Source organism: Gordonia sp. 852002-50395_SCH5434458 (assembly GCF_001665905.1).
Lineage (GTDB): Bacteria > Actinomycetota > Actinomycetes > Mycobacteriales > Mycobacteriaceae > Gordonia > Gordonia jacobaea.
The window spans coordinates 17,542-43,932 of the sequence record NZ_LZTC01000046.1 but is presented as its reverse complement, the minus strand read 5'-3'; the positions used below and the strand labels follow the sequence as shown (position 1 = coordinate 43,932).

The 26,391-nt window shown below is 65.6% G+C and carries 27 protein-coding genes; 12 read left to right on the top strand and 15 right to left on the bottom strand.

Annotated elements, in window-relative coordinates:
* Positions 1 to 24: 24 nt before the first annotated feature.
* The 7 genes from A5785_RS11125 to A5785_RS11095 all read right to left on the bottom strand — a co-directional run bounded on the left by A5785_RS11125 (position 25) and on the right by A5785_RS11095 (position 6,239).
* Positions 25 to 1,290: a hypothetical protein gene (locus A5785_RS11125; protein WP_064866496.1), complete on the bottom strand. Its 1,266-nt coding sequence runs from the start codon at positions 1,288 to 1,290 to the stop codon at positions 25 to 27.
* Positions 1,291 to 1,298: 8 nt separating this feature from the next.
* Positions 1,299 to 1,841: a nuclear transport factor 2 family protein gene (locus A5785_RS11120; RefSeq protein ID WP_064864834.1), complete on the bottom strand. Its 543-nt coding sequence runs from the start codon at positions 1,839 to 1,841 to the stop codon at positions 1,299 to 1,301.
* A 96-nt stretch (positions 1,842 to 1,937) separates the two neighbouring features.
* Positions 1,938 to 2,138 (bottom strand): ferredoxin, encoded by a 201-nt coding sequence (locus A5785_RS11115; protein ID WP_064866483.1) that lies wholly within the window; start codon positions 2,136 to 2,138, stop codon positions 1,938 to 1,940.
* A gap of 9 nt (positions 2,139 to 2,147) precedes the next feature.
* On the bottom strand, positions 2,148 to 3,509 hold the full coding sequence (locus A5785_RS11110; protein ID WP_064866481.1) for a cytochrome P450: 1,362 nt from the start codon (positions 3,507 to 3,509) through the stop codon (positions 2,148 to 2,150).
* Positions 3,506 to 4,336 carry an SDR family oxidoreductase gene (locus A5785_RS11105; RefSeq protein ID WP_064866479.1) on the bottom strand — a complete coding sequence of 277 codons (831 nt, stop codon included), beginning with the start codon at positions 4,334 to 4,336 and terminating at the stop codon, positions 3,506 to 3,508. The genes A5785_RS11110 and A5785_RS11105 overlap by 4 nt, the downstream gene beginning before the upstream one ends.
* On the bottom strand, positions 4,336 to 5,574 hold the full coding sequence (locus A5785_RS11100; RefSeq protein ID WP_064866477.1) for a cytochrome P450: 1,239 nt from the start codon (positions 5,572 to 5,574) through the stop codon (positions 4,336 to 4,338). The genes A5785_RS11105 and A5785_RS11100 overlap by 1 nt, the downstream gene beginning before the upstream one ends.
* Positions 5,575 to 5,651: 77 nt before the next feature.
* The gene (locus A5785_RS11095; protein ID WP_064866475.1) at positions 5,652 to 6,239 is read right to left on the bottom strand and encodes a TetR/AcrR family transcriptional regulator; all 588 of its coding nucleotides are present in this window, start codon (positions 6,237 to 6,239) and stop codon (positions 5,652 to 5,654) included.
* Between the two features lie 81 nt (positions 6,240 to 6,320).
* On the opposite strand from A5785_RS11095, the gene A5785_RS11090 reads away from it, so the two are divergent.
* From A5785_RS11090 to A5785_RS11060, 7 genes are all read left to right on the top strand, one after another.
* A complete protein-coding gene (locus A5785_RS11090; RefSeq protein WP_064866473.1) occupies positions 6,321 to 7,787 on the top strand; it encodes an aldehyde dehydrogenase in 1,467 nt (488 codons plus the stop codon).
* Between the two features lie 378 nt (positions 7,788 to 8,165).
* Entirely contained in the window at positions 8,166 to 8,903 is a 738-nt protein-coding gene (locus tag A5785_RS11085; protein WP_005206577.1) for an SDR family oxidoreductase, read from the top strand.
* Positions 8,900 to 9,769: an NAD(P)-dependent oxidoreductase gene (locus A5785_RS11080; protein WP_064866471.1), complete on the top strand. Its 870-nt coding sequence runs from the start codon at positions 8,900 to 8,902 to the stop codon at positions 9,767 to 9,769. Before A5785_RS11085 ends, A5785_RS11080 begins: the two co-directional genes overlap by 4 nt.
* Positions 9,766 to 10,170 carry a carboxymuconolactone decarboxylase family protein gene (locus A5785_RS11075; RefSeq protein WP_005206575.1) on the top strand — a complete coding sequence of 135 codons (405 nt, stop codon included), beginning with the start codon at positions 9,766 to 9,768 and terminating at the stop codon, positions 10,168 to 10,170. Before A5785_RS11080 ends, A5785_RS11075 begins: the two co-directional genes overlap by 4 nt.
* A 9-nt stretch (positions 10,171 to 10,179) precedes the next feature.
* Positions 10,180 to 11,553, top strand: coding sequence for an alpha/beta hydrolase domain-containing protein (locus tag A5785_RS11070; protein WP_005206574.1), 1,374 nt, complete (start codon positions 10,180 to 10,182; stop codon positions 11,551 to 11,553).
* Positions 11,554 to 11,600: 47 nt separating this feature from the next.
* The gene (locus A5785_RS11065) at positions 11,601 to 12,221 is read left to right on the top strand and encodes a PaaI family thioesterase (RefSeq protein WP_005206573.1); all 621 of its coding nucleotides are present in this window, start codon (positions 11,601 to 11,603) and stop codon (positions 12,219 to 12,221) included.
* Between the two features lie 33 nt (positions 12,222 to 12,254).
* Positions 12,255 to 13,205: an amidohydrolase family protein gene (locus tag A5785_RS11060; RefSeq protein ID WP_005206572.1), complete on the top strand. Its 951-nt coding sequence runs from the start codon at positions 12,255 to 12,257 to the stop codon at positions 13,203 to 13,205.
* A 14-nt stretch (positions 13,206 to 13,219) separates the two neighbouring features.
* On the opposite strand, the gene A5785_RS11055 is transcribed toward A5785_RS11060, so the two are convergent.
* Both A5785_RS11055 and A5785_RS11050 read right to left on the bottom strand, forming a co-directional pair.
* Positions 13,220 to 13,495 (bottom strand): DUF2277 domain-containing protein, encoded by a 276-nt coding sequence (locus tag A5785_RS11055; RefSeq protein ID WP_005206571.1) that lies wholly within the window; start codon positions 13,493 to 13,495, stop codon positions 13,220 to 13,222.
* A gap of 284 nt (positions 13,496 to 13,779) precedes the next feature.
* Complete coding sequence (locus tag A5785_RS11050; protein WP_064866469.1) at positions 13,780 to 14,748, bottom strand: NADPH:quinone oxidoreductase family protein; 969 nt, start codon at positions 14,746 to 14,748, stop codon at positions 13,780 to 13,782.
* A gap of 49 nt (positions 14,749 to 14,797) precedes the next feature.
* On the opposite strand from A5785_RS11050, the gene A5785_RS11045 reads away from it, so the two are divergent.
* Positions 14,798 to 15,493, top strand: a complete 696-nt coding sequence (locus A5785_RS11045) for a class I SAM-dependent methyltransferase (RefSeq protein ID WP_064866467.1) — start codon at positions 14,798 to 14,800, stop codon at positions 15,491 to 15,493.
* A complete protein-coding gene (locus tag A5785_RS11040; protein WP_064866465.1) occupies positions 15,493 to 17,019 on the top strand; it encodes an acetyl-CoA acetyltransferase in 1,527 nt (508 codons plus the stop codon). Before A5785_RS11045 ends, A5785_RS11040 begins: the two co-directional genes overlap by 1 nt.
* Here A5785_RS11040 and A5785_RS11035 read toward each other — a convergent pair.
* The gene (locus A5785_RS11035; RefSeq protein WP_064866464.1) at positions 17,016 to 17,975 is read right to left on the bottom strand and encodes an alpha/beta hydrolase; all 960 of its coding nucleotides are present in this window, start codon (positions 17,973 to 17,975) and stop codon (positions 17,016 to 17,018) included. The genes A5785_RS11040 and A5785_RS11035 overlap by 4 nt on opposite strands.
* Entirely contained in the window at positions 17,972 to 19,411 is a 1,440-nt protein-coding gene (locus A5785_RS11030) for a flavin-containing monooxygenase (protein WP_064866461.1), read from the bottom strand. The genes A5785_RS11035 and A5785_RS11030 overlap by 4 nt, the downstream gene beginning before the upstream one ends.
* 189 nt (positions 19,412 to 19,600) lie before the next feature.
* Between A5785_RS11030 and A5785_RS11025 the strand changes: the two genes are divergently transcribed.
* The 3 genes from A5785_RS11025 (at position 19,601) to A5785_RS11015 (ending at position 21,738) form a co-directional block, all read left to right on the top strand.
* On the top strand, positions 19,601 to 20,446 hold the full coding sequence (locus A5785_RS11025; protein WP_064866460.1) for an SDR family oxidoreductase: 846 nt from the start codon (positions 19,601 to 19,603) through the stop codon (positions 20,444 to 20,446).
* Positions 20,447 to 20,535: 89 nt separating this feature from the next.
* Positions 20,536 to 21,102, top strand: a complete 567-nt coding sequence (locus tag A5785_RS11020) for a TetR/AcrR family transcriptional regulator (RefSeq protein WP_064866494.1) — start codon at positions 20,536 to 20,538, stop codon at positions 21,100 to 21,102.
* 57 nt (positions 21,103 to 21,159) lie between these two features.
* Positions 21,160 to 21,738, top strand: a complete 579-nt coding sequence (locus A5785_RS11015) for a peroxidase-related enzyme (RefSeq protein ID WP_064866458.1) — start codon at positions 21,160 to 21,162, stop codon at positions 21,736 to 21,738.
* A gap of 552 nt (positions 21,739 to 22,290) precedes the next feature.
* On the opposite strand, the gene A5785_RS11005 is transcribed toward A5785_RS11015, so the two are convergent.
* From A5785_RS11005 to A5785_RS10990, 4 genes are all read right to left on the bottom strand, one after another.
* A complete protein-coding gene (locus A5785_RS11005; protein WP_064866455.1) occupies positions 22,291 to 23,151 on the bottom strand; it encodes an LLM class F420-dependent oxidoreductase in 861 nt (286 codons plus the stop codon).
* 75 nt (positions 23,152 to 23,226) lie between these two features.
* Positions 23,227 to 24,264, bottom strand: coding sequence for a hypothetical protein (locus A5785_RS11000; protein ID WP_064866453.1), 1,038 nt, complete (start codon positions 24,262 to 24,264; stop codon positions 23,227 to 23,229).
* 37 nt (positions 24,265 to 24,301) lie between these two features.
* On the bottom strand, positions 24,302 to 25,027 hold the full coding sequence (locus A5785_RS10995; protein ID WP_064866451.1) for a class I SAM-dependent methyltransferase: 726 nt from the start codon (positions 25,025 to 25,027) through the stop codon (positions 24,302 to 24,304).
* Complete coding sequence (locus tag A5785_RS10990; protein ID WP_064866492.1) at positions 25,014 to 26,324, bottom strand: glycosyltransferase family 4 protein; 1,311 nt, start codon at positions 26,322 to 26,324, stop codon at positions 25,014 to 25,016. Before A5785_RS10990 ends, A5785_RS10995 begins: the two co-directional genes overlap by 14 nt.
* Between the last annotated feature and the right edge of the window lie 67 nt (positions 26,325 to 26,391).

The window sequence follows — 26,391 nt, the reverse complement described above, 5'->3', positions numbered from 1 at the left end:
TCTCGATAGCGCAGTGTGTCGACATCAGACCGGACTGCCGATCGGCGTGATGGGCAGCGATCGCCCACGATCGACAAACTCCCATGCGGCACCGGAACTGAATCGTGCGATAGCGACCTCGCCGGACTCCGACCTCTCGTCGTCTGTGAGCGCGAACGTGACCTCCAGCGCTTCGCCGGTGTCGGTCACCGTCTCGACGTTCCAGTGCGCGTCGACACCTGTGGCGATCGCCTGCAACGGTTCGAGGTGCTCGGCGTCGAACAGCGTGAGCCAACCACCGTCGGATCGTGCATCGGAGCTGTGCGGAATAGACAGTACGACACCATCTTCGACGACTCGCGCCGTCACGCCGGTGTACTGCACGGGCCCGAGTACGGGAATCAGCGAGATCACGGTGGCCAATCCCTGCGCGTCGGGGGCGAGCGCCAACGCGCTGCGCAGTCGATCTGCCGCAAGGCCCGCGATACCGGTCAACTGTTTGCGATAGATCTCGTCAACCTGTTCGGGGCCCTCGGCATAGCGTCGCAGTGACACGAGAAATCCGAGGGCGAGCAACTGATGCTGCAGCGCAACCTCTTCCGCGATCCGGACGAGCGCGGTGTGCGACCATTCGCGGAACTGGAGGTCGTCACACAGGTCTCCGCGATAGTCGACGCGCCCGTCCGTCGCGGTCGTGTCGATCGCGCTCAACTCGACCGATGCCGCGCGTCTGGTGAACATCTCCTCGGCGTCGGGCGGCAGTGGTAGCTCGTCACGGTCGGGTTCGATCGTCACGGTCCAGGCGCAGTGCGGGTGTTGGTCGGTTGGTCTGCGAGGCGGCCGGTGAATGGGTCTGATCCGCGCTCGGCGATTCGTCGCGATGGCGGTGGCGTCGAAGGTCGGGTCCTCGATGTCGTGGCACATCGCGGTCACGTAGTCGTCGCCGAGCGGCTCGACATCCATCAGTGCCCCACAGTGATTGAGCACGAAGGAGCCGTGGTATTCGTCGTCGATCTCGTAGCGGAAGTCCATGAACTGCGGTGGTGCCCCGATATCGAGTTGCAGGCATTTGAACATGTCGGCCACACCGTCGCCGTCGACGCCGAGCGCGTCGCGCATGCGGTGGGTGTAGACGGGACTCGCGGCCATCCATTCTTCGATGGCTATCTGCGCCATCGTCTCCCGGCCGAAAGCGCTGATGAGGTGGGCCATTCCGCTGCGATCGATCAACTGACCCGACAGCAGCAGTTCAGGCACGATCGTCGCGAGTTGACGACCGGTGAGATCCGAGTACGTCCGGGCTGTGGGCATCTCGTGAATCACCAGAACTCGACGGGCGCCTTGCCGAACGGATACCAGCCGGGCTGGTCGCCGGTGGCCTTCTCGATCCGCTTGAGCATCCCGTCGCTCATCGCATTGTCCTTCAGCAGTTCGATGAACAGCGCCGACACATTGCCGTAGTCGAAGAAGTCACGCTGCCAACGGAATTGGAAGTTGCCACCGTACTTGAACCAGCTTCCCTGAATACCTTCGAGTGCGTACGGGGTCCCGTCGTCACGCTTGCGCTCGTACACCTGCTTCCACAGGCCGATCATCGAACCGGTGCGGTCGTCGATCACCCATTCCTGATACGGATAGGTCCACCCTTCGAGACCCTCCATCTCCTGACCGAGCGCGATCTCGCGGATCTCATCGCGGCCGACGGCCATGAAGTCCTTGTCCGGACCGTAGTTCCAGCCGTAAGTGGCGTCCTCGGTGTAGAAGTCGGCCAGCGGCTTCCAGTCACCGGCCTGCTCGGCGACGATGTTCGCCTCGAGCCACCGTTCCTTCATCTCTTCTAGTTCTGCACGATCGAATGCCATGCCGTCACCTCTCGTTCGCTGTTCTTCAGGCACTTCTGTGTTCTCAAGTCACTGTGTTCTCGGGTTGCGCTGTGTTCTCAAGCTGTGCTGCGCTTCTCACGCCCTGCTGTCTTCGACGATTCGCAGGGCCTGGGTGGGGCAGTACTGCACGGCTGCCTCTACCACGGCGCGTTTGCTCTCGTCGGGCTGCGGTTCGAGGATCTCGACATGATCGACCTCGGCCTCGAACACGTCCGGTGCCTCCATCTGACACATGCCGTGCCCCTGGCAGATGTCAAGATCGACCTCGATGCGCATGTCGCCCTCCTACTTCTGCCGTCTGCGGTAGCGCACCCGGCACGGCTGTGCGAGTTGCACCACCATCTTCGAGTGGTCGTTGCGATAGGAATCCGACGGCTGGGACATCTCGAACTCGTAGTTCTGAAACAGCACCGAGAAAATCGCCTTGAGTTGCATGATCGCGAATTGTGCTCCCACACAACGATGTCGGCCGGCGCCGAAGGGAATCCACGTCCAGCGGTTGGCGAGATCTTCCTGGCGCGGCTTCACATAACGGTCGGGGTCGAAGGCGTCGGGCTCGGGAAAATCGTCGGGCAACCGATTCGATACCGCGGGCGATACCGCAATCGTCTGCCCCGCACGAACTTCGAAATCGTCGACCTGAAAGTCCTGCTGCACCAGGCGCATCAGAATGATCAGCGGCGGGTGCAGGCGTAGCGACTCCTTGAGTGCGTTCTCGAGCTGCGGCATCTGCCTGGTGTGAGCGAAGGTGTACTCCGGGCGCTCGCCCGCCGGTGTGTCGCCGTAGATTTCGTCGAGTTCGTCGTAGACGCGCTGCATGTAGTCGGGATTGCGCAGCAGTTCGATCAGGGTCCAGGCGGCGGTGCCCTGTGTGGTGTGGTGACCCGCGAACATCATCGAGATGAACATCCCGGTGATGGTGTCGGCGTCGAAGCCCACCTGGATGAGCACGTCCATCAGGTCGCGATCATCCTTGTCCTCATCGGAGCTGTCATCGCGGTGCGCAATGCGCTCGTTCATGATGCCCTGGATGAAGTCGACGAGCTCCGCCCGCGCGGAGTCGCGCTTGTGGAAGCTCTCGATGTCGGCGTGCATGTCGACGTAGGCGATCGGGTCGGTGCCCTTCTCGAGGTCGTGGAACAACTCGGAGACCCGCTTGTCGAGTTGTTCACGGAACTTGCGGCCGATCAGACACGCTGACGAGGTGTAGAGCGTCAGTTCACCGAAGAATTCGAGCAGGTCGATCTCGCCCTCGTCACCCCACCGGGCGATGATGCGTTCGACCTCGTTGGGAATCGTCACCGCGTGCTGCTTCATGTGCGGGCCCTTGAGCGCGGCGTTGTGGATCGCCTTGGATCTCTCCTCCGGACTCGCGTCGAAGACGACTCCCTCACCGAAAACCGGTGTCATGAAGGGATATGCCGCCGCCTGGTCGAGATCCTCCTCCGGTGCGCGGAAGAAGTCCTCGTTGGCCGCGGCACCCGACACCAGCACCACCTCCCGGTCGGCGAGCTGGAACTGCCCGACGTCTCCGCACTCGTCGCGCACACGCCAGAACAGTCCGATCGGGTCGGCTGCCAGTTCGTCGAGGTGTCCGTGCTCTCCGTCGCCACCGGACACTCGTTTCGGCGTCGTCAGTGTGCTCATTTCGTGCCTCCGGTCGTCTCGTCTCCGGTCATGTCTGCTCCCCCACCGCTTTTGTCTCGGGGGATGGCGCCCTCTGCCTCGACCTCGACGACGCGCATGTGCGCACCGCGTGGCATGCCGACGATCGCCGAGATCGCCTGGGCGATGTGTTCTGGTGCAAGGAAATTGCCGTGTCTGGCAAGTCCGTGGGTGATCCACGAGTTGAGCATCTTCTCCATCACCTCGGGCGCGAGGTTGAAACCCATGCCGGTGATGGTCTGGCCCGGACGGACGATGCTGGCGCGGACGCCCGTGCCCTCGAGTTCGAGTTGCGCTGTGGCAACCAAGCCGTCGACTCCCGTCTTCGCCGCAACATAGGCCGACGACCATGGCCGTGGACGCACCGCGACGTCGGACCCGATGAACACGAAATCGCCACGGCCGCGGTCGATCATCCCGGGGACGATGTTGCGGTAGAGCCGATGTGCACCCACGAGGTGGATGTCGACCTGAGACGCGAAATCGGCTTCGCTCATCTCGTAGGAGAGTCCGACGTCGAGGTCGCCTGCCCCGGCAACCGCGATCTCGATCGGCCCCAGCGCGGCTTGGGCTTTCGCCACGCAGTCACGCACCGACGCGTCGTCGGTGACATCGAGTGGGACGGCGACCGCTTCGCCGCCGGCACCCGCGATCTTGTCGGCGAGCTCCTGAAGCTTGTCGACACGTCGAGCGGCCAGTGCGACGGGATAGCCTGCGGTGGCGAGGTATTCGGCCGTCGCGGCCCCGATTCCCGACGACGCTCCCGCAACCAGTACGGGCCGACGTTCCGGATGAGGTATGTACGCCATCAGCGCACCGTCACCTTCACCGGTAGCGACGCGAACCCGCGCACGTTCACCGAGTGCACCCGTTCGGCGTTGGCGATGTCGATGTCGACGGAACGAATCGACCGAACGACCTCGGCGAGACCGATGTTCGCTTCCAGCCGCGCGAGATGCGCGCCGAGGCAGAAGTGTGCTCCCATACCGAAGCTCATCAACGCCTGGCTGCAGTCGCGGCCGATGCGGTACGACGACGCGTCGTCGAACACATTCTCGTCCCGGTTTGCCGAGCCGACGAGGAGTAGTACCCGCTGTCCCTCCGGAATGACCTGCTCGCCGTAGGTGACGTCTCCGGCCACTCTGCGTAGCACCATCTGGGTCGAATTGTCGTAGCGCAGTGTTTCTTCGGTCCACTGCGGCACCGCTTCGGGATCGGTAAGCACCTTGGCGAGCTCGTCGGGGTTGCGCCAGCCCCAATACAGCGCGTTGGCAAGCAGTTTGGTGGTCGTCTCGTTACCGGCGACCACCATGAGCACCATGAATCCGACGATCTCGTCCTCGGTGAGTGTGGTCTTCTCGCCGGTCTCGTCGTCGTCGATCTCCGCGGTGATGAGTGCGGAGACGAGGTCGTCGCCGAGGTTGCCACGGCGTTCGGCGATGAGTGCGGAGTAGTACTTGTGCAGTTCGAGGTAGGCGTAGACGGCTGCCTCAGGGATGTCGAGGACGCCCTCCTCGCGGTGGAGCAACAGGTCCGACTGCTTCCGCAGATACGCGCGGTCGGATTCGGGCACACCGAGCATTTCCGATACGACGTCCATCGGGAGCAAGCCGGCGAAGTCGGCGACGTAATCGAACTCGCCCTTGTCGAGGCACGAACTCCAATGGTGGTGTGTCAGTGCGGTGATCCGGCCGGCGAGGTCGTTGACACGACGCGGGGTGAATCCTTTCGACACGAGCTTGCGGATTCGCATGTGCTTGGGATCGTCCATGGCGAGAAACGACATCGACTTGTGTGCGTCGGGTCCGTACGACGAGGGGTCCATCGAGACACCCCACGCATTCGACAGATTTGCACTGTCGCGGAACGCGTTTCGCACATCGTCGTGACCGGCGAGCGCCCAGAAATCCAGATCCGAGTTGTAATACACCGGCGCCTGCTCGCGCAGTCGCGCGTACGTCGGGTACGGGTCCTCGTGGAAGTCGTAGGCATAGGGGTCGAAAGGAATCTGCTGCTGCATCCCCGCGACCATTGCGGTCTCGGTCATCGATGAACCTCCATTGACGGTATGTGCATGTCGTGCGCGCGCTTTCGGGGCATCCTCGGTCAACTAGGACTGCCTACCTAAGGCTGCGCCGACAGGATCAGGCGTGCTGCGGCGACGAGCCGCTCGGATGTCTGTTCGTAGGTCAGATGCCCCATGCCCGCGTGGACGAGGCCTCCCGCGTAGAGCATTTCGAGAGCATCGACGACCGGACCGGGATGTTCGACGTCGACCTCGAGCGCCTGCGCGAGTCGGGTCCGGATGAAGCCACCGATCCGCAATCTCAGGTGCTCGACGTCGGGGTCGGTACCGAGTAGTGCGACCGTGACCGCGCCGCCGAGTTGCCCCTCGCCCGCGACGACGAGAGACACGTTGCGCAAGATCTCGGCAACCCGATCCTCGCGCGAGAGCGAGGCGTCGGCCTCTGGCACTCCCTCGGCCAGCCGACGCCAAAAGACTTCTGCCACAAGGTGACTCTTCGACGAGAAGTAGGTGTACGCCGTCGCGGGCGCGACCCCTGCACGCTTGGCGACCATCCTCACCGTGAGGCCGTCGAAGCCGTCTGCATTGAGTACGTCGACCGCGGCATCTGTCAGCCGCGCAACCGTCTCGGCCTGCTGTGCGGTCAGTCGGCGGCGCGTGGATTCCTGCGACACGGGGCTGGACATGTGACCGACGCTACACTAGGTTTGAACTCGAGTCCAGACACCTGTCCAGATAGTCTTCCAGTCAGCGTTGGAGCCCAGTTCATGTCTCTTCGTCCAGCATCAGCGTCGGATCTACTGACCGACGGCAAGCTCATTCCCGGCAGCGGCGGCGTCTTCGACGTCGTGAATCCGGCAACCGAGGAGGTCATCGGACAGGCGGCCGACGCGACCCTCGACGATATGGACGCGGCCATCGCCGCCGCCCGCCACGCCTTCGACACCACCAACTGGTCGCGCGACGCCACATTCCGCGCACACTGCCTGCGGCAACTGCGCGACGCACTGCTCGCCCACACAGACGAACTGCGCGAGCTCACCGTCGCCGAGGTCGGTTGCCCGGTGTTCCTCACTCACGGACCGCAGCTTGAGGGGCCGATCCGCGACCTCGGATACTTCGCCGATCTGGCGGAGAGCTACGAGTGGACCCACGACCTCGGTGAGGCAAAGCCCATGGGAATCAAGAACACTCGCGAGATCCGCAAAGAGGCAGTCGGCGTCGTCGGAGCAATCACACCGTGGAATTTCCCGCATCAGATCAACTTCGCCAAGATCGGACCGGCGCTGGCAGCGGGCTGCACCGTCGTGCTGAAGCCGGCACCCGACACACCGTGGTGCGCAGCGCTGGTCGGCAAGGTGATCGCAGAAGAGACAGACTTTCCGCCGGGCGTCGTGAACATCGTGACGTCGAGTGATCACGCACTCGGGGCGCAGTTGTCGACCGATCCGCGCGTCGACATCGTCTCGTTCACCGGCTCGACGGCCACCGGCAAGAAGGTGATGGCCTCGGCGGCCGAAACACTCAAGAAGGTCTTCCTCGAGCTGGGCGGCAAATCGGCGTTCCTCGTGCTCGACGACGCCGACCTTGCGTCCGCGGTCTCCATGGCCACGTTCGCCGTCGTGACGCATGCGGGCCAGGGCTGCGCGATCACCACCCGACTCGTCGTCCCGCGTGAGAAGCTCGCGGAGGCAACGGCATTGGCGCGCGACTCGCTTGCCGGGTTCGCAGCGGCCGACCCCACCGATCCCGGCACGATCTGCGGCCCAGTGATATCGGCGACGCAGCGCGAGCGTGTGGAGTCGTACATCGAGCTCGCGCAGACCGAAGGCGGCACGATCGAGATCGGCGGAGCCCGGCCCGCCGACAAGGACAAGGGCTTCTTCGTGTCGCCGACCCTGATCTCGGGCCTCGACAACTCGTCACGCACGGCACAGGAGGAGATCTTCGGCCCGGTGCTCGTCATCCTCGGCCACGACGGCGACGACGACGCCATCCGCATCGCCAACGACTCCCCCTACGGCCTCTCGGGGGCCGTCTGGGGAACCGACCGCGACCGCATCAACAGGGTCGTCGACGGTGTCCGCACCGGAACGATGTCGATCAACGGCGGCATCTGGTACTCGGCCGACGTCCCGTTCGGCGGCTACAAACAGTCGGGCATCGGCCGCGAGATGGGCGTCGCGGGCTTCGAGGAGTACCTCGAGACCAAGGCCATCGCGGAGCCAGCGTGATCTCGACAAGCTCGATCATCGGAGTTGGCTCGATCAGCGGTCCCACCGCTGGCCGAGCGGGCGCGCCACCACCGCTGGCCGAGCGGGCACGACACCACCGCTGGCCGAGCGGGCGCGCCACCACCGCTGGTCGAGCGGGCGCGAGCGCAGCGAGCACCCGAGTCGAGACCACCCTCCGCAGGTCGAAGCGTGATCTCGACAGGCTCGATCAGCGGGGAACAGCTCGATCAGCGGGTCCCACCGCTGGTCGAGCGGGCGCGACACCACCGCTGGTCGAGCGGGCACGACACCACCGCTGGTCGAGCGGGCGCGAGCGCAGCGAGCACCCGAGTCGAGACCACCCACCCCCCACCCCAACCCGAAGGAGACAGCAGCACAATGACTTCCGCACGATTCACTGATCGCACCTACATCGTCACCGGAGCCGCGGGCGGCATCGGCGAGGCGTACGCCCGCGGCCTCGCCGCCGAGGGCGCAAACGTCGTGATCGCCGACCTCAACGACGACGCAGGCGAGAAGGTCGCCGCCGATATCGGCGGACGGTACGTCCACACCGACGTCTCCGACCCCGACTCCGCGCAGGCCCTCGCTGCCGCGACCGTCGACGCCTACGGCTCCATCGACGGCCTGGTCAACAACGCGGCAATCTACGGCGGCATGAAGCTCGACTTCCTCATCACCGTGCCGTGGGACTACTACAAGAAGTTCATGAGCGTCAACCTCGACGGTGCGCTCAACGTCACCCGCGCGGTGTACGGACACATGCGCGACGGCGGGGCCATCGTCAACCAATCCTCCACCGCCGCATGGCTCTACAGCGGCTTCTACGGCCTCGCCAAGGTCGGGATCAACGGTCTGACGCAGCAGTTGGCGACCGAACTCGGTGGCCAGAACATCCGCGTCAACGCGATCGCTCCCGGCCCGATCGACACCGAGGCAACACGCGTGACGACGCCCAAGGAGATGGTCGCCGACATCGTCAACCGTCTGCCGCTCAAGCGTTTCGGTCAACCAGAAGATCTGGTCGGCATGTGTTTGTTCCTGCTCTCCGACGAGGCCAGTTGGGTCACCGGACAGATCTTCAACGTCGACGGCGGACAGGTCATCCGGTCATGACTCCCGACACGGTGTCCCGTCTCGGCTATGTCGGGCTCGGCAACATCGGAGGCCCGATGGCTGGCCGGTTGGCGAAATGGCCTGGCGGACTGACAGTTTTCGATCTCGCTCCCGACGCAGTCGCCACGGTCGTCGATCAGGGCGCACGCGCGGCGGCGTCGTTGTCGGAGCTCGCGGCGTCGTCGGACATCATCGGCATCTGTGTGCGCGACGACGCGCAGGTCCGCACGGTCGTGACGGGCCTGCTCGAAAGCGCGGCGCCCGGCACCATCCTCACGGTCCACTCGACGATCGGTCCCGAGACGGCCGTCGACCTCGCCGCCGTCTGCGCCGAACGTGAAGTGACGCTGCTCGACGCCCCGATCTCCGGTGGTGCACCCGGCGCTGAGCAAGGACGTCTCGCCGTGATGGTCGGCGGCCCGCGAGATGCCTACGTACGCCTGAAGAAACCCTTCGCGCTGACCTCTGACATGCTCGTCCACGCGGGAGACGACGTGGGTGCGGGCACCAAGATGAAGCTCGCGCGCAACCTGCTGCACTTCATCTCGTTCGCGGCGACCGCAGAGGCGTCACGATTGGCACAGGCGGCAGGCATCGACGTCGCCAAACTGGGCAAGGTGGTCCGCCACACCGACGCCATCACCGGCGGTGCGGGTGCAATCATGCTGCGCGACACCACGGCACCGATCGAACCCGACGACTTCTGGTACGGCGTCTTCACTCACGTCCGCGAGCTCGGAGAGAAGGATCTCTCGCTCGCACTCACCCTCGGCGAGAGTCTCGACGTCGAATTGCCCTTGGGGACACAGGCACTCGCCGATCTCGCCACGGGTCTCGGCGTGCCACACAGCGAAGGAGAGAAATGACCGACGACGCAACCGCAGACGCCGACACCCAGACCGAGCAACGCAAACGCGGACTGGATCTGATGTCGCAGGTCTACGGGTGGGAGATGTCCGACGGCCCCGGGCTGCACTTCGCGCACACTGCCGATCAGCTCTTCGCCGAGGTCTGGTCACGACCGGCGCTGAGTATCCGCGATCGACGGCTCATCCTGCTTGGCGCTCTCGCCGCGAGCGGACAGGTCGACGTTGCCGAGATCCAGGCGGGCGCCGCGCTGGGCAACGAGGAACTGACGCCCGAGCAGCTCGAAGAGATTGCGCTGTTCCTCTGCTACTACGTCGGTTGGCCGCTGGGCACCAAGATGAACATGATGTTCGGCCAGGTGATCAGCAAGTATCGCAAGTCGCAGAGTAAGCAGGGCTAGCCTCGAGGGATGACTGCGACGATCGCTTTCCGTGAGTTGACCGGCGGGGCGGGACAGACCAGCGTGATGTCTGCGTCCCCCGGTCCCGACCTCGCCGGGCATGGATATTCCGAACTCGAGTTCGCCGCCAGCGGGATTGCCCGACGCTTCGTCGAAAGGCCGGACGGTGAACTCGACGGTGTCGATCCTGCGCCGTTCACCACACGTATTCTCGTACGTCGCCCCGACGAGGACAGGTTCAACGGTCACGTCGTCGTCGAATGGTTCAACGTCAGCAGCGGCGCCGACTCCGCACCCGAATACACCTACGTCGCACAGGAATTGGTGCGCTCAGGAACAGCGTATGTCGGCATCTCGGCGCAGTACACGGGCATCGCGGGTGGCCGTGATTCCGTCGACCTCGAAACGACGGGCGCGGGAACAGCCGGCGTGCAGGGTGATTCGCTGGAGGCAAAAGACCCGGAACGCTATGCGGGGCTGCATCATCCGGGCGACGGGTACAGCTACGACATGTTCGGGTCGATCGCACAAGCCCTGCGCGACAACGACTCCGAACGCCATCCCCTCGCCGGCCTCGACGTGCGCTGGGTGATCGCGGCAGGTGAATCGCAATCGGCAATGGCGTTGACCACCTACGTGAATCGGATCGCGCCGAAACACGGCGCGATCGATGCTGCACTGATCCACTCACGCCCACTCGGACAACTCCCGCTCGGCGAGCCGGGCAAGCCGATCGACATCTCCCCCGCCTACGCGGGCCCACCGCATCCGATCCGCTCCGACGCCACAACCCCTGTGTTCGTCGTGCAGACGGAGACCGATGTACTCACCGATTTTCGCTATATTGAAGCGCGACAACCGGATACGGACGTCTTCCGCGCGTGGGAGGTCGCCGGGACGTCGCACGCGGATCTCGTACAGATCGGCGAGTACGAAGATCTCCTCGGATGCCCGCAGCCGGTCAACCGTGGCCAGCAGGTGTTTGTGCTGCGCGCAGCGGTGGCGCATCTGCGCGAGTGGATCGAGAACGGAACGCCGCCACCGACTTCCGCGCCGCTCGACGTCGACGTCACCGCCACTCCTCCCCGTTATGCGCGCGACGACGTCGGCAACGTCCTCGGGGGCGTGCGTACACCGTGCGTCGATGCGCCGACCGAGGTACTCAGCGGCGTCGTCACCGGCGATGTACCGCGCATCTGCGTGCTCTTCGGCTCCACCACACCGCTACCCGACGACGAACTCGCGACGCGCTATCCGACACACGCCGACTATCTGCGCACATATGAGGCATCGACCGACGACGCGATCGCACGCGGAGTGATCAGCCCCGCCGACCGGGACGAAGTGCTGGCCGACGCCCGACCCGGACCACTGTCACCCTGACCCGACCGTCCCCATCCTGTGTCGTTTCCGACCGAAGAGAGCCGCCTGTGGACTTCACGCTCGAAGACATCTCCGACGACGAGATCGCCCGACGCCGAGCGGTTTTCGAGCCGCTGGTCGCGTCGGTGCGTGACCTCGTCGACGCCGTCATCCGTACCGAGGTCGACGACGAGGTGATCGTCGACGCCCAGCGCACGGTCTCGGGCGTCGTCGACGCTCTGCGTGCCCAACAGATGGACGGCGCCTACGGCGTGCGCTACACGAGCAACCTGGTCGGCATGGCCTGGGGCAACGCAGTGATGGGGATGCGCAACGCGATCGCGCCGCCCGTACATTCGACGCCCGACGGAGGCGGCGTACGCGCCGAGTTCACCCTCGGTGCCGCCTACGAGGGTCCACCGGGGCACGTTCATGGCGGAGTGTGCGCACTCGTCCTCGACCAGGTCCTCGGTGAAGCCGCTGCCGCCGACAACAAGGCGAGTTACACCGGCACGATCGAATTCCGTTACGTGCGACCGACTCCGTTGGGACAGTTGGTCGCTCGGGCCGAGATCGTCGAACGAGCAGGCCGGAAGAAGACAGTGCGCGGCACGCTTTCGGACGCTCGCGGGATCACCGTCGAAGCCGAGGGACTCTTCATCGTTCCGAAGGACGTGCCCGAGCTGTAGTTCGCGACGGCGCTCGCGGCGTACGGTGATTTTGTGACCGACCCAGAAACCGGAACAGCAGACACGGCCGCCCACAACCACGACACGCCGCCGGCACCGTTCACGGCTGCGGAAGCCGCGCAGGTGCGAAAGTTTTGGCGAGACCTGGGACTACCCGGGATCATCGATGTACACACCCACTTCATGCCGCGTCGGGTGATGGACAAGGTGTGGGCGTATTTCGATTCGGTCGGGCCGATGATCGGTCGGGAATGGCCGATCACTTATCGCGCCGACGAGGACGTGCGGGTTTCGGCGTTGCAGGCCTTCGGAGTTCGTGTCTATACGTCGATGATCTACCCACACAAAGCCGACATGGCCGAGTGGCTCAACGGCTGGGGCGCCGATTTCGCCGCGCACCACCCCGACTGCCTGCACACGTCGACGTTCTATCCGGAGCCGGACGCGGCGTCGTACGTCTCGAAGGCGATCGAGCGCGGAACGCGAGTCTTCAAGTCGCACATCCAGGTCGGCGACTACTCCCCGCTCGACCCGAGCCTCACGAGCGTCTGGGCGCAGATCGCCGACGTCGGGGTGCCGGTGGTGATCCATTGCGGTTCGGGGCCGACGCCCGGTCGTTTCACCGGACCCGAACCGATCGCTGCGCTGCTGCGACAGTTCCCGTCGCTTCCGCTGATCGTCGCGCACATGGGCACGCCGGAGTACGAGGCATTCCTCGATTTGGCCGACACCTACGAGAACGTCCGGCTCGACACGACGATGTCGTTCACCGACTTTTCCGAGGAAGGTGCGCCGTTCCCGGTCGGGCTCCGGCCACGCCTACTCGATCTCGGCGACAAGATCCTGTTCGGCAGCGACTACCCGAATATCCCCTATCGCTACACCGAGGCGCTCGACGCACTGGTGCGACTCGACCTCGGCGACGACTGGCTGCGTCGGGTGTTCTACGACAACGCGGCGTCGCTCTTCGGCGTCGGCGCGTGAGATGACCGGCGCGCTCAGCGCGACTGCGACGCCGCGATGCGGGCCTGCACCTCGGGCCGCCGTAGCGGCGGCACTGTTTTAGGTGGTTGTCGACGCTCCGGGAGCGAGTCGAGCAGGGTTTCGGTCGCCGCCGTCACCGCCGCGACCGCGGCCTCGAACGCCTCGGTGTTCGCCGCCGACGGGTGCCGGATTCCGCTGACTTTGCGGACGTACTGCCGCGCGGCGGCCTCGACCTCGTCGTCGGTCGCGGGCGGCTCGAGCCCGCGCAGCTCGGTGATGTTGCGGCACATGGTGGCTCCTCTTCGGTTGGTGGTCTCGACAAGCTCGACCAGCGGGTTCGGCTCGACCAGGCCTTCCCGCTGGTTGGTGGTCTCGACAAGCTCGACCAGCGGTGGGCAAGACTCGACCAGCCTCCCGCTGGTTGGTGGTCTCGACAAGCTCGACCAGCGGGTTCAACTCGACCAGCGGTGGGCAAGACTCGACCTGGCCTTCCCGCTGGTTGAGCGGGCGCGAGCGCAGCGAGCACCCGAGTCGAAACCACTCCCGCGGGCCAGGCTCGACCAGCGGGGCAACCTCAGTCCGCCACGTGCACGACCGCTTTGCCCAGGATCCGCCCCTCCGCGAGATCCGTCAACGCCTGTGGGAGGTCGGCGAGCGGGTAGCGGACGTTCACCGGCGGCCGGAGTCCCGCCTCGATCATCTCGGTCAGCTCGTCGTGCAGCAGCGCGGGCACGTCGGGATGGGTGCGCACGTACTCGCCCCAGGCGGCACCGACGACGGCGATGTTGCGGAACAGCACACGGTTGAGCTTGACGGTCGGGATGCCGCCCGCGGCGAAGCCGATCACCACATACCGACCGTCGGGCGCCACCTGGCGTAGCGCCTCGTCGAAGACGTCGCCGCCGACAGGATCGATCATGACGTCGACGCCCTCGGGCGCGAACTCCTTGAGCCGGTCTCCCCAGCCGTCGGACAGTTGCACCACGTGGTCGGCGCCCAGGTCGCGCAGCATCTGCTCGGCGCCGGTGCGATGCACGATCGCGACGACCGTCGCGCCCATCGCCTTGGCAACCAGAATCGACGCCACGCCAACACCACCGGCGGCGCCGAGGACGCCGACGATCTCGCCCGGCGCGGTCTGTGCGCGCAGTTTCAGGGCGAACAGGGCGGTCTGGAAGTTGATACCCATGGCGGCGCCCTCGTCGAACGAGAGCTCGTCGGGCAGTCGCAGCAACTGTTCTGGTGCCGCGGTGACCTGTTCGGCGAACCCGCCGACGATCGACGCGACCAGCACGCGGTCGCCCGCGCTGAATTCGGAGTCGGCGGGCGCCTCGCGCACCACGCCTGCGACCTCGGTTCCCGGGGTGTACGGCACGGGAGTCCTCAACTGATATTTGCCCTGGCTCATCAGGAGGTCGGGGAAACACACGCCGCACGACTTGATGTCGACGAGTACCTGACCCGCGCCGGGTGTCGGATCGTCGACCTCGGTCAACTGCAAACCGTCTGGTCCGGACTCTGCGGTGAGCACCTGTGCTTTCATGCAGCCAACCCTACGCGGAGCGAACGCTCTCACTATTAGGATCTGGAACATGAGTGCACCCTCGGCCTCGCAGCCGACGTCAGCCCCCTCGGCCATCCGACGCAAGGTCGCAGATGACGCGCCCGGTTTCATGCCGCTCGACGAGGCGCAGACACTCTTCGAGATCGCCGGAGAGTATCTCTCCCAACCGGATTCGACGAACCTCGGCATCGAGATCGGCACCTACTGCGGAAAGTCGACGGTGTTCCTCGGCGCCGCTGCCGAACCCCTCGGCGCGACCATCGTGACTGTCGACCACCACCGCGGTTCCGAAGAGCACCAACCAGGCTGGGAGTACCACGACGCGACGCTCGTCGACCCGCACACCGGCACCCTCGACACCTCGGCACGCTTCCGTCGCACAATGTTCGACGCCGATCTGGAGAAGACGGTGATCGGTGTGCTCGCGCCGTCGACCGTCGCCTCACGCATCTGGGGTTCGCCCGCCGACTTCGTGTTCATCGACGGCGGTCATTCGATGGAGGCCGCGCAGAACGATCTCGACGGTTGGGCGCCGTGGGTTCGGATCGGTGGCGCGTTGCTGATCCACGACGTGTTCCCCGACCCCGCCGACGGTGGAAGGCCGCCGTACGAGATCTACTGTCAGGCACTCGCGACGGGCCAGTTCACCGAGGTGCGCGTCGAGGGCTCGCTGCGCGTGCTGCGTCGCGACACCGGCATCGTCGGGAAAATGCTGCCGCGCTGATGCGCATCGACCCTACCACGCCGGTCGTCATCGGCGTCGGGCAGTCCGGCGATCGCATCGATACGCCCGACTACCAGGCGTGGTCGAGCATCGATCTCGGTGCTGCCGCGACTCGAAATGCACTGGCCGACACCGGTGTTGCCTCTGTCGTGGCCGGATCGATCGACGTGATCGCCGCGGTCCGCGAGATGGAGAACATGCCGCATGTGCCCAGTCCGCTGGGGCGCTCGAACAACTATCCGCGGTCGGTCGCACGGCGCGTGGGCTTGGCGCCCGAGCGAGTTCTCGTCGAGGTCGTCGGCGGGCAGTCGCCGCAGTCGCTGGTCACCGAACATGCGGAGGCGATCGCAAAGGGCAGCGCCGACTGCGTGCTCATCGTCGGCGCTGAGGCCACATCGACGGCTCGGCACTTCGCCGACCGCGACGACCGACCCGACTTCGGCGAAGAGATCGACGGTCAACTCGACGATCGTGGACCGCATTTCGAGGACTTCATCGACATGACGATGGTCCGGCACCGGCTGACGTCGATGCCGGTGGCGTATGCGTTTGCCGAGAATGCACGACGCAACAGGCTCGGTGTGGGCGTCGACGATCATCGACGTGCGATGGGCCGCCTGTTTGCTCCGTTCACCGAGGTGGCGGCGGCGAATCCCTTCGCGGCATCGCCCGTGATCCGCAGCGCGGACGAGTTGGCGACGATCACCGACGCCAATCGCGTTATCGCACAGCCGTATCCGCGCCTCGTCGTGGCACGCGATCTGGTGAACGTCGGCTCCGCCATCATTCTCACCTCGGCAGCCAAGGCCACGGAGATGGGAGTACCACGCGAAAAATGGGTGTTTCTCCACGGGCATACCGGCCTTCGTGAACACGCGCTGCTCGCCAGACCCGATATCGGCACGAGCCCCGCGGCCGCCGTCGCGACGTCCGGAGCGCTCGAGATGGCGGGGGTCGGCGTCGACGATCTTGCCACCGTCGACCTCTACAGTTGCTTTCCCATCCCCGTCTTCAACGTTTGCGACGCACTGGGATTCGACGTCGACGCACCGATCGGTCTGACGGTGACCGGTGGACTGCCCTTCTTCGGCGGACCGGGACACAACTACTCGAGCCACGCGATCGTCGAGACCGTCGAGCGCTTGCGACGCCAACCCGACGCGTTCGGCCTCGTCGTCGCCAACGGCGGCATCATGAGCAAGACGTCGGTCGGCGTCTATTCGACGACGCCGACCACCTGGACACCTCGGTCAGATCGCGCGTTGCAGGCCCGTATCGACGATACGGCCCCGCTACCCGTCGCCGAGTTCTTCACGGGCTCAGCAACTCTCGATACCTACACCGTCGATCACGGCAAGCGCGGGCCGGTGGGCGTGGTCGTCGCGACAACGCACGACGACGACACCCGAGTGGCCGCACTGACCTCCGACGACGCACTGCTCGCGCTTCTCGAGACGGGTGATCCGTTCGGCGTCGAGCTGACGATCGAGGCGACCGAGGGGGCCAACAGCGCCCGGCTGGCTTAGCTCACCGCGGCGTCGAGCTCGCGGAGCTCGACCGGAGTAGCCAAATGCCTTGTCAGGAAGGCAATCTGATGTTCGACGACGCGTTCGAAGGTTGCCGGGTCGGCCTCGGCGAAGATGCCGAAGTGATCGCACGGGTAGTGCCGTACCTCCGCGCGCGCCTTGAACGCTGCTTTGGCGGCGGCGTGCGGAGGTGCCCCGCGGTCGAAGTCGGCGATCTGCACGAGCTTGGGCGCGTCGATGCGATCGACGTGCTTGTCTGCCCGGTAGGAGCCGAGTTCGAGCGACACCGACGCGTCGACCTCGTTGAGCCACGACGGTCCGGCGATAGCCTTGTAGCTCTCGTAGAAGCCGGAGCTGGTGAGGGCCGCCTGCTGACCCGGCCGACCGACGATCGGCAGCATGTGTGGCGCGCCACCGACTTTCGACGACGCCGCGCTCGCGATGCCGTCGATGCTCTGTCGCAGCATCGAGAACACGCCGACATGCGGGAGGTGGTGACGTCCTGCGGCCAGGCCACTGACCATGGGTACCGCCGAGATCACCGCGGCCACGTCGGTCCGGTCCGCGGCGGCCAAGAGGACGTGTCCACCCGACTGGGACAGCCCCCACAGCACCACGCGACCTGCGTCCACACCGGTTTGACGTGCCGCGGCGTCGGCCGCGGCGTGGTAGTCGGCAATCTGGCTGACCATCGACACCCGTTGGCGGGGTGAGCCTCCCGAGAGCCCGAAGCCCCGGTAGTCGAAGGCGAACACAGCGAGACCTGCGTCGGCGAGGCGTCGAGCGAAGGGTTCGAGTCCCGAATCCTTGGTGCCGCCGAAACCGTGCGCCATCACGACGACGGGAACACCGTCGGCCATCGCGAAGGGCGACGGTGCCGCGGCCGGGAAGAACCAGGCGTGGCAGTCGGTTCCGTCGCTGTCGAAGGTGACGTCTTCTCTGATGCGCTGGTTCATCGTGCTCCCCCGTCGCTTGCGGTCACCAATTGTGTTGCGGTGTGCGCTGATTCCGCCAAGGGCTCACCACTGTGCGCAAGACGCTCTGCAACACCAGCCCAACCCGGTGCGCCGATCTCGGCGGCGCGTCGTCGGCCTGCGGGTAATTCCTTGGTGCGCATGTCGTGTTCGTACAGGAAGTAGTCGAGCTGCTGGGTGTGCCGCGCGCTGTGCACCATGTGGCCGGTGTAGAACTCTTGATCTTCTGCGATGACCCTGCGCATCTCGTCGACGGGCGGTGGCTGATACTGGCCCACGGCGTACGCGCCGACGAGCCGCGCCTGACATTCGACGAATGGGAAGAGCGTCGGTGTGGCCTGCGCGAAGCCGACGAACAACGCGTCGTCGACGCCCGGGTAGATCATCCGCTTGTAGAGATCGATCTGATTGCCTGGGGCGCTGATGAAGTCGGGATCGAAGAACGGGAACGTGATGTTGTAGCCGGTCGCGTAGATGATCACGTCGAAGTCGGCCGACGTCCCGTCGATGAAGTGCACGGTGTCGCCGTCGAGACGCGAGATGTCGCCCTTCGCCGTGACGTCGCCCGCGCCGAGACGGAACGGTAGCTCGACCGATTGCGTCGGATGCGCTTCGAAGAACTTGTGATTGGGCGCGGGGAGTCCGTAGTTCTCGGGACGGCCCGCGGTGAGTGGTTGGAAGACCTGGGCGATCTTGCGTTGCCAGGCGAACGGGATGTGCGGCGAGGTGCGGTAGTACTTGTCGGCGGGCTTGCCGCCCAAGTACTTCGGGACGATCCACGCACTCGAGCGGGTCGAGATGGTGACCGTGTTTTCAAGTGTGCGCGAGGATAGTTCGACCGCGATGTCGGCGGCGCTGTTGCCCAGCCCGACGACGAGGATGCGCTTGCCGTAGAGGTCGAGCGGCGTACGCGGATCGATGTAGGAGTGGGCGTGCATCTCGACACCCGCGAATTCGCCGGGGAAGTCGGGCAATCGAGGATCCCAGTGGTGTCCGTTGGCGACGACGAGAAGGTCTGCGTAGCGAGTCTCGCCCCGCTGCGTCGAGAGTTCCCAACCTCCGCCGTCGAGGCGTTGCGCGTGGGTGATTCCGTTGCCGAATTCGATCTTCTCGCGAAGGCCGAAGGCGTCGGTGTAGTCGTCGAGATACTGCTTGATCAACGTGTGGTGCGGGAAGTCGGGGTAGTCGTCGGGCATCGGGAAATCCCGAAACGACAGCTGGTGCTTGGACGTATCGATGTGCAGTGACCGGTACGCGCTGCTGTGGCCGTTCGGGTTGCCGAAGGCCCAGTTGCCCCCGACTCGATCCGACGACTCGAACGTGGCGAATGGCACGCCGTAGTCGGCCAGCATCTTGCTCGCGGTCAGTCCGCTGATGCCCGCGCCGATCACAGCCGTCTGCGGTGGACGTGCGCTCATATTGCCCTTTCGGTAGTGATGACGACGCGAGGAGATCGCGTCGACGACCGTCTAGTTGACAGATTCATGATTGTGTCTACTCCTCGCCGTCACACTCGGTGAACACTTTGGCAAAAATGTCTACTTTCGTTGATAGAGTTCGGCGCAGAGCCCGCGCCTCTGCGCGTCAGACGATCGAGCGGAGAAACCATGCCACCAGTGCTGACGGTCATCGGTGTCGGCGGAATGGGTGAGGCCATCGCGCGTCGCCTCGGATCTGGTCGGCCGCTGCTGATCGCCGATTACGACGCCGAGCACCTCGCCGAAGTGGCATCCTCGTTGCATCGCTGCGGATTCGACGTGACCGCGCAGACGGTCGACGTCGCCGACCGCGACCAGGTCGCCGCACTCGCCGACCGTGCCGCTTCGCTCGGCGAGGTCACGTCGCTGGTACACACCGCCGGCGTGTCGCCGGCGCAGGCCGCTCCGGAGCGGATCGTCGCTGTGAATCTGGTCGGCACCGCATACGTCATAGAGGAGTTCGGACGGGTCATCGCCGACGGCGGCGCCGGCGTCGTGATTGCCAGCGTCGCGGCACACATCTTCGCCGACGCGGTCACCGCCGAGCAGGGCACAGCGCTCTCGACGCTTCCGGCCAGCGAATTGGCCGGGTTACCCATGTTCTCCTTTCCCGACATGCAATCCGAGTTCGCCTGCGGCCTTGCCTACGGATACAGCAAGCGCGGCAACGTTTTTCGAGTACAGTCCGCTGCGCCGATCTGGGGCGACCGCGGGGCGCGAATCAACTCGGTGTGCCCCGGCGTCACCGCGACCGAGATGGGATGGCGTGAGTTCAATGCCGAGTTCGCGCATTCGAGTTACGAGGCCATGATCGACAAGTGCGCCGCGGGCCGCTTCGGCACGGCCGAAGACATCGCGTCCGCCGTCGAGTTCCTCCTCGATCCGGTGCGCTCCGGTTTCATCACCGGGACCGATATCCTGGTCGACGGTGGTGTTGTCGCCGGAGTACGCAGCGGCCGCATCGAGTTGACGTGAAACGCGATTGACGTGGAGTAGGAGGCATCGTGCAGACAGAGACCACCGGAGCGTCCCGCGCGGTCGAGGTTGCGTCTGCAACCGACCGGATGCTCGATGCCGCCGAGAGCCTGTTGGCGGACAAGGGAATCCGCGCCACCACCATGCAACAGGTCGCCGATGTCGCAGGCGTGTCTCGCGCCTGGCTGTATCGACACTTCCCTGACAAGCAGACCATGGTCGGCGCGACCATCGTCCGACTCAACGAGGCATTCTGGGCCAACGCCCGCACCGAACTCGACACGATCGACGGTTTCGCCGAACAACTCATCGCGGGTGTGCGAATCGGGCGTGGCGCTTACGACGATCCGGGCGCTTTGCTCCTCCGCCTACGCACTGCGGAGCCCGACGAGTTCGCGGCTTGTGCGGGTGCGGGCGTCGCGGGCCTCGTCCCTGACCTCGCCGACTTCTGGCGGCCCTACGTGGAGGCCGCGATCCGCGACGGCGAGGTCGACGCGGGGCACGACCTCGACACGACATCGGAATGGATCGCGCGCATCCTCATCAGCCTGGGCACCGTGCCCGGGACGACGATCGACCCCGACGACCCGCGATCTGTCGCGGTGTACATCCACAACTTCGTGATGCCGGGGCTCAGCGCACAGCCGCGTGCGTGATCGAGTGACCACGCGGCCGATAGCTGGCCGTCATTACCCCATTCAGGAGCGTGTCCCGTGAGCAGCGGATCATATTTCCCCGACGCCGAGGTCGACGAACTGTCGCCGCAGCTACAGAAACTGTTCGGCAAGGCATCCGAGCAACTCGGCTTCGTGCCCAACGTGTTCACGGCGTATGCACATCGCCCGGAGCGATTCTCCGCGTGGTTCAACCACTTTCGACTGGTCACCGAGCCGTCGGAGACGCTCTCGGGCGCAGATCGGGAGATGATCGCGGTGGTGGCGTCGGGGATCAACCGATGCACGTACTGCCTGGTTTCGCACGGTCAGGCGCTACGGCATGAGCTGCACGACGAAGCCAATGCCGACCGGATCACGTTCAACTGGCGTCACGCCGACCTCAGCGATCGGCAGCGCGCCATCTGCGTCTTCGTCGAGAAGCTGACGAGCACACCCGCGACCGTCGAGCGTTCCGACGTCGACGCCCTCGAGGCCGCAGGTTTGGGTCCCGACGACATCTGGGACGTCGTCGAGCTGACCGCGATGTACAACTTCACCAACCGGATCTCCTCTGCCCTCGGGATCGTGCCGAACGCCGAGTACCACTCGCTCGACCGAGGGCCCGCCGCCGGCTGAGGGTGATCTCGACAAGCTCGATCAGCGGGGCTCACCGCTGGTCGAGCGGGCGCGACAACCACCGCTGGTCGAGCGGGCGCGAGCGCAGCGAGCACCCGAGTCGAGACCACCCACCGCCGGGCGAGTGATCTCGACAAGCTCGATCAGCGGGCCTCACCGCTCGTCGAGCGGGCGCGACAACCACCGCTGGTCGAGCGGGCGCGAGCGCAGCGAGCACCCGAGTCGAGACCACCCAGCGCTGGTGGAAGTGATCTCGACAAGCTCGATCAGCGAGGGCTGGCTCGATCAGCGAGGCTCACCGCTCGTCGAGCGGGCGCGACACCCACCGCTGGTCGAGCGGGCGCGAGCGCAGCGAGCACCCGAGTCGAGACCACCCACCGCGGGGCGAAGTGATCTCGACAAGCTCGATCAGCGAGGGCAGCTCGATCAGCGGTGGGGCGGCTCGACCGGCGGACGGGGCGGCTCGACCGGCGGACGGGGCGGCTCGACCGGCGGACGGGGCGGCTCGACCGGCGGACGGGGCGGCTCGATCAGCGGGCGGGCGCGGGCCGATCAGCGGGCCGCGGCGGGCGCGAGGCCTACCTTGCCCGCTAGCTTGGCCAGGTAGGCGGTGGCACGTTCGACGCTGTCGTCGGGGAGGCCGTAGAGCACTGTGGTGACGCCCAGGTCGCGGAACTCCTCGAGCCGTTCGGGGATGGGCTTGAAGTCCAGGACGACGATCTGCGGTTCGCCGGAGCGTCCGGCGTCGGCCCAGATGCGTCGCAGCAGCGCGACCGAACCGGCGATGTCGTCCTCGCCGGGCGTCGTGATCCAGCCGTCGGCGCTGCGCGCGATCCACGTGAAGTTCTTCTCGTTGCCTGCGGCACCGACGAGCGTCGGGATCGCTCCCTGCGGCGGCTTGGGCCATGCCCAGCTCGTGCCGAAATCGACGAACTCGCCGTGATATTCCGCCTCGTCGACCGTCCACAGCTCGCGCATCGCCTCGAGGTACTCCCGCAGCATCGTTCGACGACGCTTCGACGGAACGCCGTGATCGGCGAGTTCGTCGAGGTTCCACCCGAATCCGACGCCGAGCGTCAGCCGGCCGTCGGAGATGTGGTCAAGTGTGGCAAGCGTTTTCGCGAGCGTGATGGGATCAGACTGCACGGGCAACGCAACAGCAGTGGCGAGCTTGATACGCGAGGTGACGGCCGCCGCAGCAGCGAGAGTCGTCCACGGGTCGAGGGTGCGCATGTAACGGTCGTCGGGCAGTGACGAATCGCCGGTCTGCGGGTGCGCGGCGTCGCGTCGGGTGGGGATGTGACCGTGCTCGGGAACGAAATAGGACGCGAACCCCGCCTCCTCGATGAGCGGTGCGAGCACCTGCGGCTTGAGCCCGCGATCACTGGTGAACTGAACGATCCCGAAATCCATACCGCAAGAATAGGCAGACCACTGGACACCTGTCTAGAACATGTTCTAATTTCTGCTTCGCCCAAGCCCAGGCGCTCAGAACACTCCTGCGTCGCGGAAGATCCCGTTGGCCTCACTGCTTCTCGTGACCGCGTCGACGGCAAGGACAACCGCCGCCGACGTCCAACAACTCTTCTCGACCGGCCAGCGTTTACCGTCGTCGAAGACGAGTCCGGTCCAGTACGAGCCGTCGGGGTCGCGCAGATGCTGGATGGATGCGATGAGCTTCACGGCGTCCGCGGTGTCGCCCAGCGCATCGAGTGCGATTGCCAGTTCGCAGGTTTCGGCACCGGTCACCCAGGGCCGGTGGTCGACGCAGCGCGCGCCGAGACCGGGTACGACGAACTCGTCCCAGCGTCGAGCGATCATCTCCTGACCGGCACGACCGCGGACCGCCCCGCCGAGCACCGGGTAGTACCAGTCCATCGAGTGCTCGGACGGCTTCTCGAAAACCTCTGGCCTACAACGAAATGCGTCGCGCAACGCCTCACGGGCACGCACCCACTCGTCGTCGGGTTGCTCCACCTCGGCCGCGATGCGCACTGCACAGTCGAGCGCCTGAAAGATGCTGGCATTCCCTGTGATCAGCGCCTCGTCGAACATGGTGCCGGTCGCGTGGTCGCCCGCCCAGCGGAAGGCGCCGTCGGGACGCTGGAAACGCAGGACGAGGTTGATCGCCGACCACACGACCGGCCACATGCGTTCGAGGAACACGACGTCGCCGGTGATCTGGTAGTGATGCCACACGCCGACAGCGATGTAGGCACAGAAGTTGGAGTCGGTGCCGTGGTCGGTCACGACACCCGAGTCGAAGCGCAGCGGCCACGATCCGTCGTCGCGTTGCGTATGCAGACTCCAGGCGTATGCGGCCTCCGCTTCTGCGTGAAAGCCGGTGACGCTCAGCGCCATTGCCGACTCGATGTGATCCCAGGGATCGGTGCGTCCACCGGGGAACCACGGCAGTGCGCCGGAATTCTCCTGCATGGCGGCGATGGCGGCGCCGGTGGCACGCATCTGCTCACCGGTCACAACACCGGCAATGGCGAGCGCACCGACGTGCGCCTGTGCGGTCATCGACCGGGAGACTGGTCGACGACGCTCGACGTCGGAGTCACGACGCCGCGCTCTCCGGCTTCCGCAGATACAACGCGACCGACTTGCCGATCACGGGGTTGAGAACCTGCTCACCCACACGGGTGAGAGCCGGTGCCGACATCATGTCCCACACCAACAGCTTGTGGTACGCCTGTACCAACGGGTTCTTGTTGTTCTCAACGCCCACAGCACATTTGAGCCACCAGTAGGGGGCGTGCAGGGCATGCGCGTGATCGGTCCCGGTCACCTCGAGGCCCGCCGCACGCAGTTTGTCCGCCAGCTCCGACGCCTTGTAGATCCGGACGTGACCGCCCTCGACCTCGTGGTAGGCGTCCGACAGCGCCCAGCACACCTTCTCGGGCCAGTACCGCGGCACCGTCACAGCGCCGATGCCGCCGGGCTTGAGGATGCGCGCCATCTCGGCGATGGCAGCCTCGTCGGACGGGATGTGCTCCAGGATTTCCGACATCAGCACGACGTCGAAGCTGTTGTCTGCGTACGGAAGTCGCAGAGCATCGCCGACCTCTGCGCGCGCCTTGGCGTCGGCGGGGACCTGACCTTCGGCCATCATCGCGTCGAACATCTCGGCAACGTCGGCCATGTCGCTCTCGGACTGGTCGAACGCGATGACATCTGCACCGCGACGGAACATCTCGAACGAGTGCCTGCCCTGGCCCGCACCGATGTCGATCACCTTCGTGTGCGACCCGACGCCCAAGCGGTCGAAATCAACTGTGAGCATGACTCCCCTTCTCCGAATCCATCGTTACCCCTTGCGAGTTCGCGTCCTCACTACGCACCCGCGCGAGAACCGTCTCGTAATGTGCCGCCGTCTTCGCTGCGACAGCAGCCCAGCTATAGCGATCTTCTACCCGCTCACGCGCGGCCACACCCATTGCGGCGCGGGCGGATTCGTCATCGAGCAGCGTCCCGATCGCCTGCGCGAGTCGTTCGGAATCACGCGGAGGCACCAGCGTAGCCGACCGGCCGTCGGTGCCGACGACCTCGGGGATCGCGCCCGCGTGCGTGGCGACAAGCGGCGTGCCGCAGCTCATGGCCTCCACTGCAGGCAGGGAGAACCCCTCGTACAGCGATGGCACGCAGGCGACCTCGGCGGACGCGAGTAGCTCCGCCATCTCCGAATCCTCCAGCCCGGACACCACGCGCACCCGCGAGGAGATGGCGAGGTCGTCGATCATCTTCGCCGACGGTCCGTCGGGGTCGAGCTTGGAGACCAACGTCAGTTCGACGTCGCGCTCGGCGCTCAACTTGGCGATCGCCTCCAGCAGATACGACACACCCTTGAGAGGGGCGTCGGCGCTGGCAACGCAGACCACGCGACCGGGCACACGCGCCGCAGCGGCCTCGGGGCGGAAGATTGCGGTGTCGACGCCGAGCGGGATGGTCGTGATCCGACCGGCCTCGATGTCGAAGGCCTTGCGGATGTCGACCTCGCTGCTCCGCGACACCGTCAACAACTCCGGAATGCGACGCGAGACCCGACCCTGCATCCGCAGGAACGAATGCCACCGCCACGCGCTGACCTTGCGCCACCCCTTGGCCGCCTTCACCGCCAACGACCGATCACGCGTAATCGGGTGGTGGATCGTCGCGATCAACGGATAGCCCTGCTTCTGGATCTGCAGCAGGCCGTAGCCGAGGCACTGGTTGTCGTGCACGATGTCGAAGTCGTCGCGACGGTCGGCGAGCAGCCGCGCGACACGAAGGCTGAACGTCAGCGGCTCGCCGAAGCTCGCCGTCCACATCGCACCCACCTCGAGGGCGTCGATCCAGTCACGGAATTCACTGGGCCGCGGAGTGCGGAACGGGTCGGGTTCGTCGTAGAGACCGAGGCTCGGGACCTTGGTGAGCGTGACGCCCGCGTCTATCGCCGACTGGTCGAGCTCGGGATACGGCTGTCCCGAAAAGATCTCGACCTGATGCCCCAGCAGCGCCAATTCTCTGCTGAGGTGGCGTACGTAGACGCCTTGCCCACCGCAATGCGGCTTGCTGCGATACGACAGAAATGCCACGCGCACCTTGTGTTTCCACCTCTCCATTCACGGACCGTCTACGGCCCGACGCTGCTACGGCTCGCCGGCCCAT

Bases quoted from the DNA above. Each gene is read 5' to 3' on its own strand.
- A5785_RS11115 (WP_064866483.1), bottom strand. From the start codon at position 2,138: ATGCGCATCGAGGTCGATCTTGACATCTGCCAGGGGCACGGCATGTGT.
- A5785_RS10995 (WP_064866451.1), bottom strand. From the start codon at position 25,027: ATGCTCACAGTTGATTTCGACCGCTTGGGCGTCGGGTCGCACACGAAG.
- A5785_RS11005 (WP_064866455.1), bottom strand. From the start codon at position 23,151: ATGGATTTCGGGATCGTTCAGTTCACCAGTGATCGCGGGCTCAAGCCG.
- A5785_RS11025 (WP_064866460.1), top strand. From the start codon at position 19,601: ATGCCACCAGTGCTGACGGTCATCGGTGTCGGCGGAATGGGTGAGGCC.
- A5785_RS11090 (WP_064866473.1), top strand. From the start codon at position 6,321: ATGTCTCTTCGTCCAGCATCAGCGTCGGATCTACTGACCGACGGCAAG.
- A5785_RS11105 (WP_064866479.1), bottom strand. From the start codon at position 4,336: ATGGCGTACATACCTCATCCGGAACGTCGGCCCGTACTGGTTGCGGGA.
- A5785_RS11100 (WP_064866477.1), bottom strand. From the start codon at position 5,574: ATGACCGAGACCGCAATGGTCGCGGGGATGCAGCAGCAGATTCCTTTC.
- A5785_RS11000 (WP_064866453.1), bottom strand. From the start codon at position 24,264: ATGACCGCACAGGCGCACGTCGGTGCGCTCGCCATTGCCGGTGTTGTG.
- A5785_RS11050 (WP_064866469.1), bottom strand. From the start codon at position 14,748: ATGAAAGCACAGGTGCTCACCGCAGAGTCCGGACCAGACGGTTTGCAG.
- A5785_RS11095 (WP_064866475.1), bottom strand. From the start codon at position 6,239: ATGTCCAGCCCCGTGTCGCAGGAATCCACGCGCCGCCGACTGACCGCA.
- A5785_RS11085 (WP_005206577.1), top strand. From the start codon at position 8,166: ATGACTTCCGCACGATTCACTGATCGCACCTACATCGTCACCGGAGCC.
- A5785_RS11030 (WP_064866461.1), bottom strand. From the start codon at position 19,411: ATGAGCGCACGTCCACCGCAGACGGCTGTGATCGGCGCGGGCATCAGC.
- A5785_RS11040 (WP_064866465.1), top strand. From the start codon at position 15,493: ATGCGCATCGACCCTACCACGCCGGTCGTCATCGGCGTCGGGCAGTCC.
- A5785_RS11120 (WP_064864834.1), bottom strand. From the start codon at position 1,841: ATGGCATTCGATCGTGCAGAACTAGAAGAGATGAAGGAACGGTGGCTC.
- A5785_RS11070 (WP_005206574.1), top strand. From the start codon at position 10,180: ATGACTGCGACGATCGCTTTCCGTGAGTTGACCGGCGGGGCGGGACAG.
- A5785_RS11075 (WP_005206575.1), top strand. From the start codon at position 9,766: ATGACCGACGACGCAACCGCAGACGCCGACACCCAGACCGAGCAACGC.
- A5785_RS11110 (WP_064866481.1), bottom strand. From the start codon at position 3,509: ATGAGCACACTGACGACGCCGAAACGAGTGTCCGGTGGCGACGGAGAG.
- A5785_RS11035 (WP_064866464.1), bottom strand. From the start codon at position 17,975: ATGAACCAGCGCATCAGAGAAGACGTCACCTTCGACAGCGACGGAACC.
- A5785_RS11080 (WP_064866471.1), top strand. From the start codon at position 8,900: ATGACTCCCGACACGGTGTCCCGTCTCGGCTATGTCGGGCTCGGCAAC.
- A5785_RS11020 (WP_064866494.1), top strand. From the start codon at position 20,536: ATGCTCGATGCCGCCGAGAGCCTGTTGGCGGACAAGGGAATCCGCGCC.
- A5785_RS11045 (WP_064866467.1), top strand. From the start codon at position 14,798: ATGAGTGCACCCTCGGCCTCGCAGCCGACGTCAGCCCCCTCGGCCATC.
- A5785_RS11055 (WP_005206571.1), bottom strand. From the start codon at position 13,495: ATGTGCCGCAACATCACCGAGCTGCGCGGGCTCGAGCCGCCCGCGACC.
- A5785_RS11125 (WP_064866496.1), bottom strand. From the start codon at position 1,290: ATGCCCACAGCCCGGACGTACTCGGATCTCACCGGTCGTCAACTCGCG.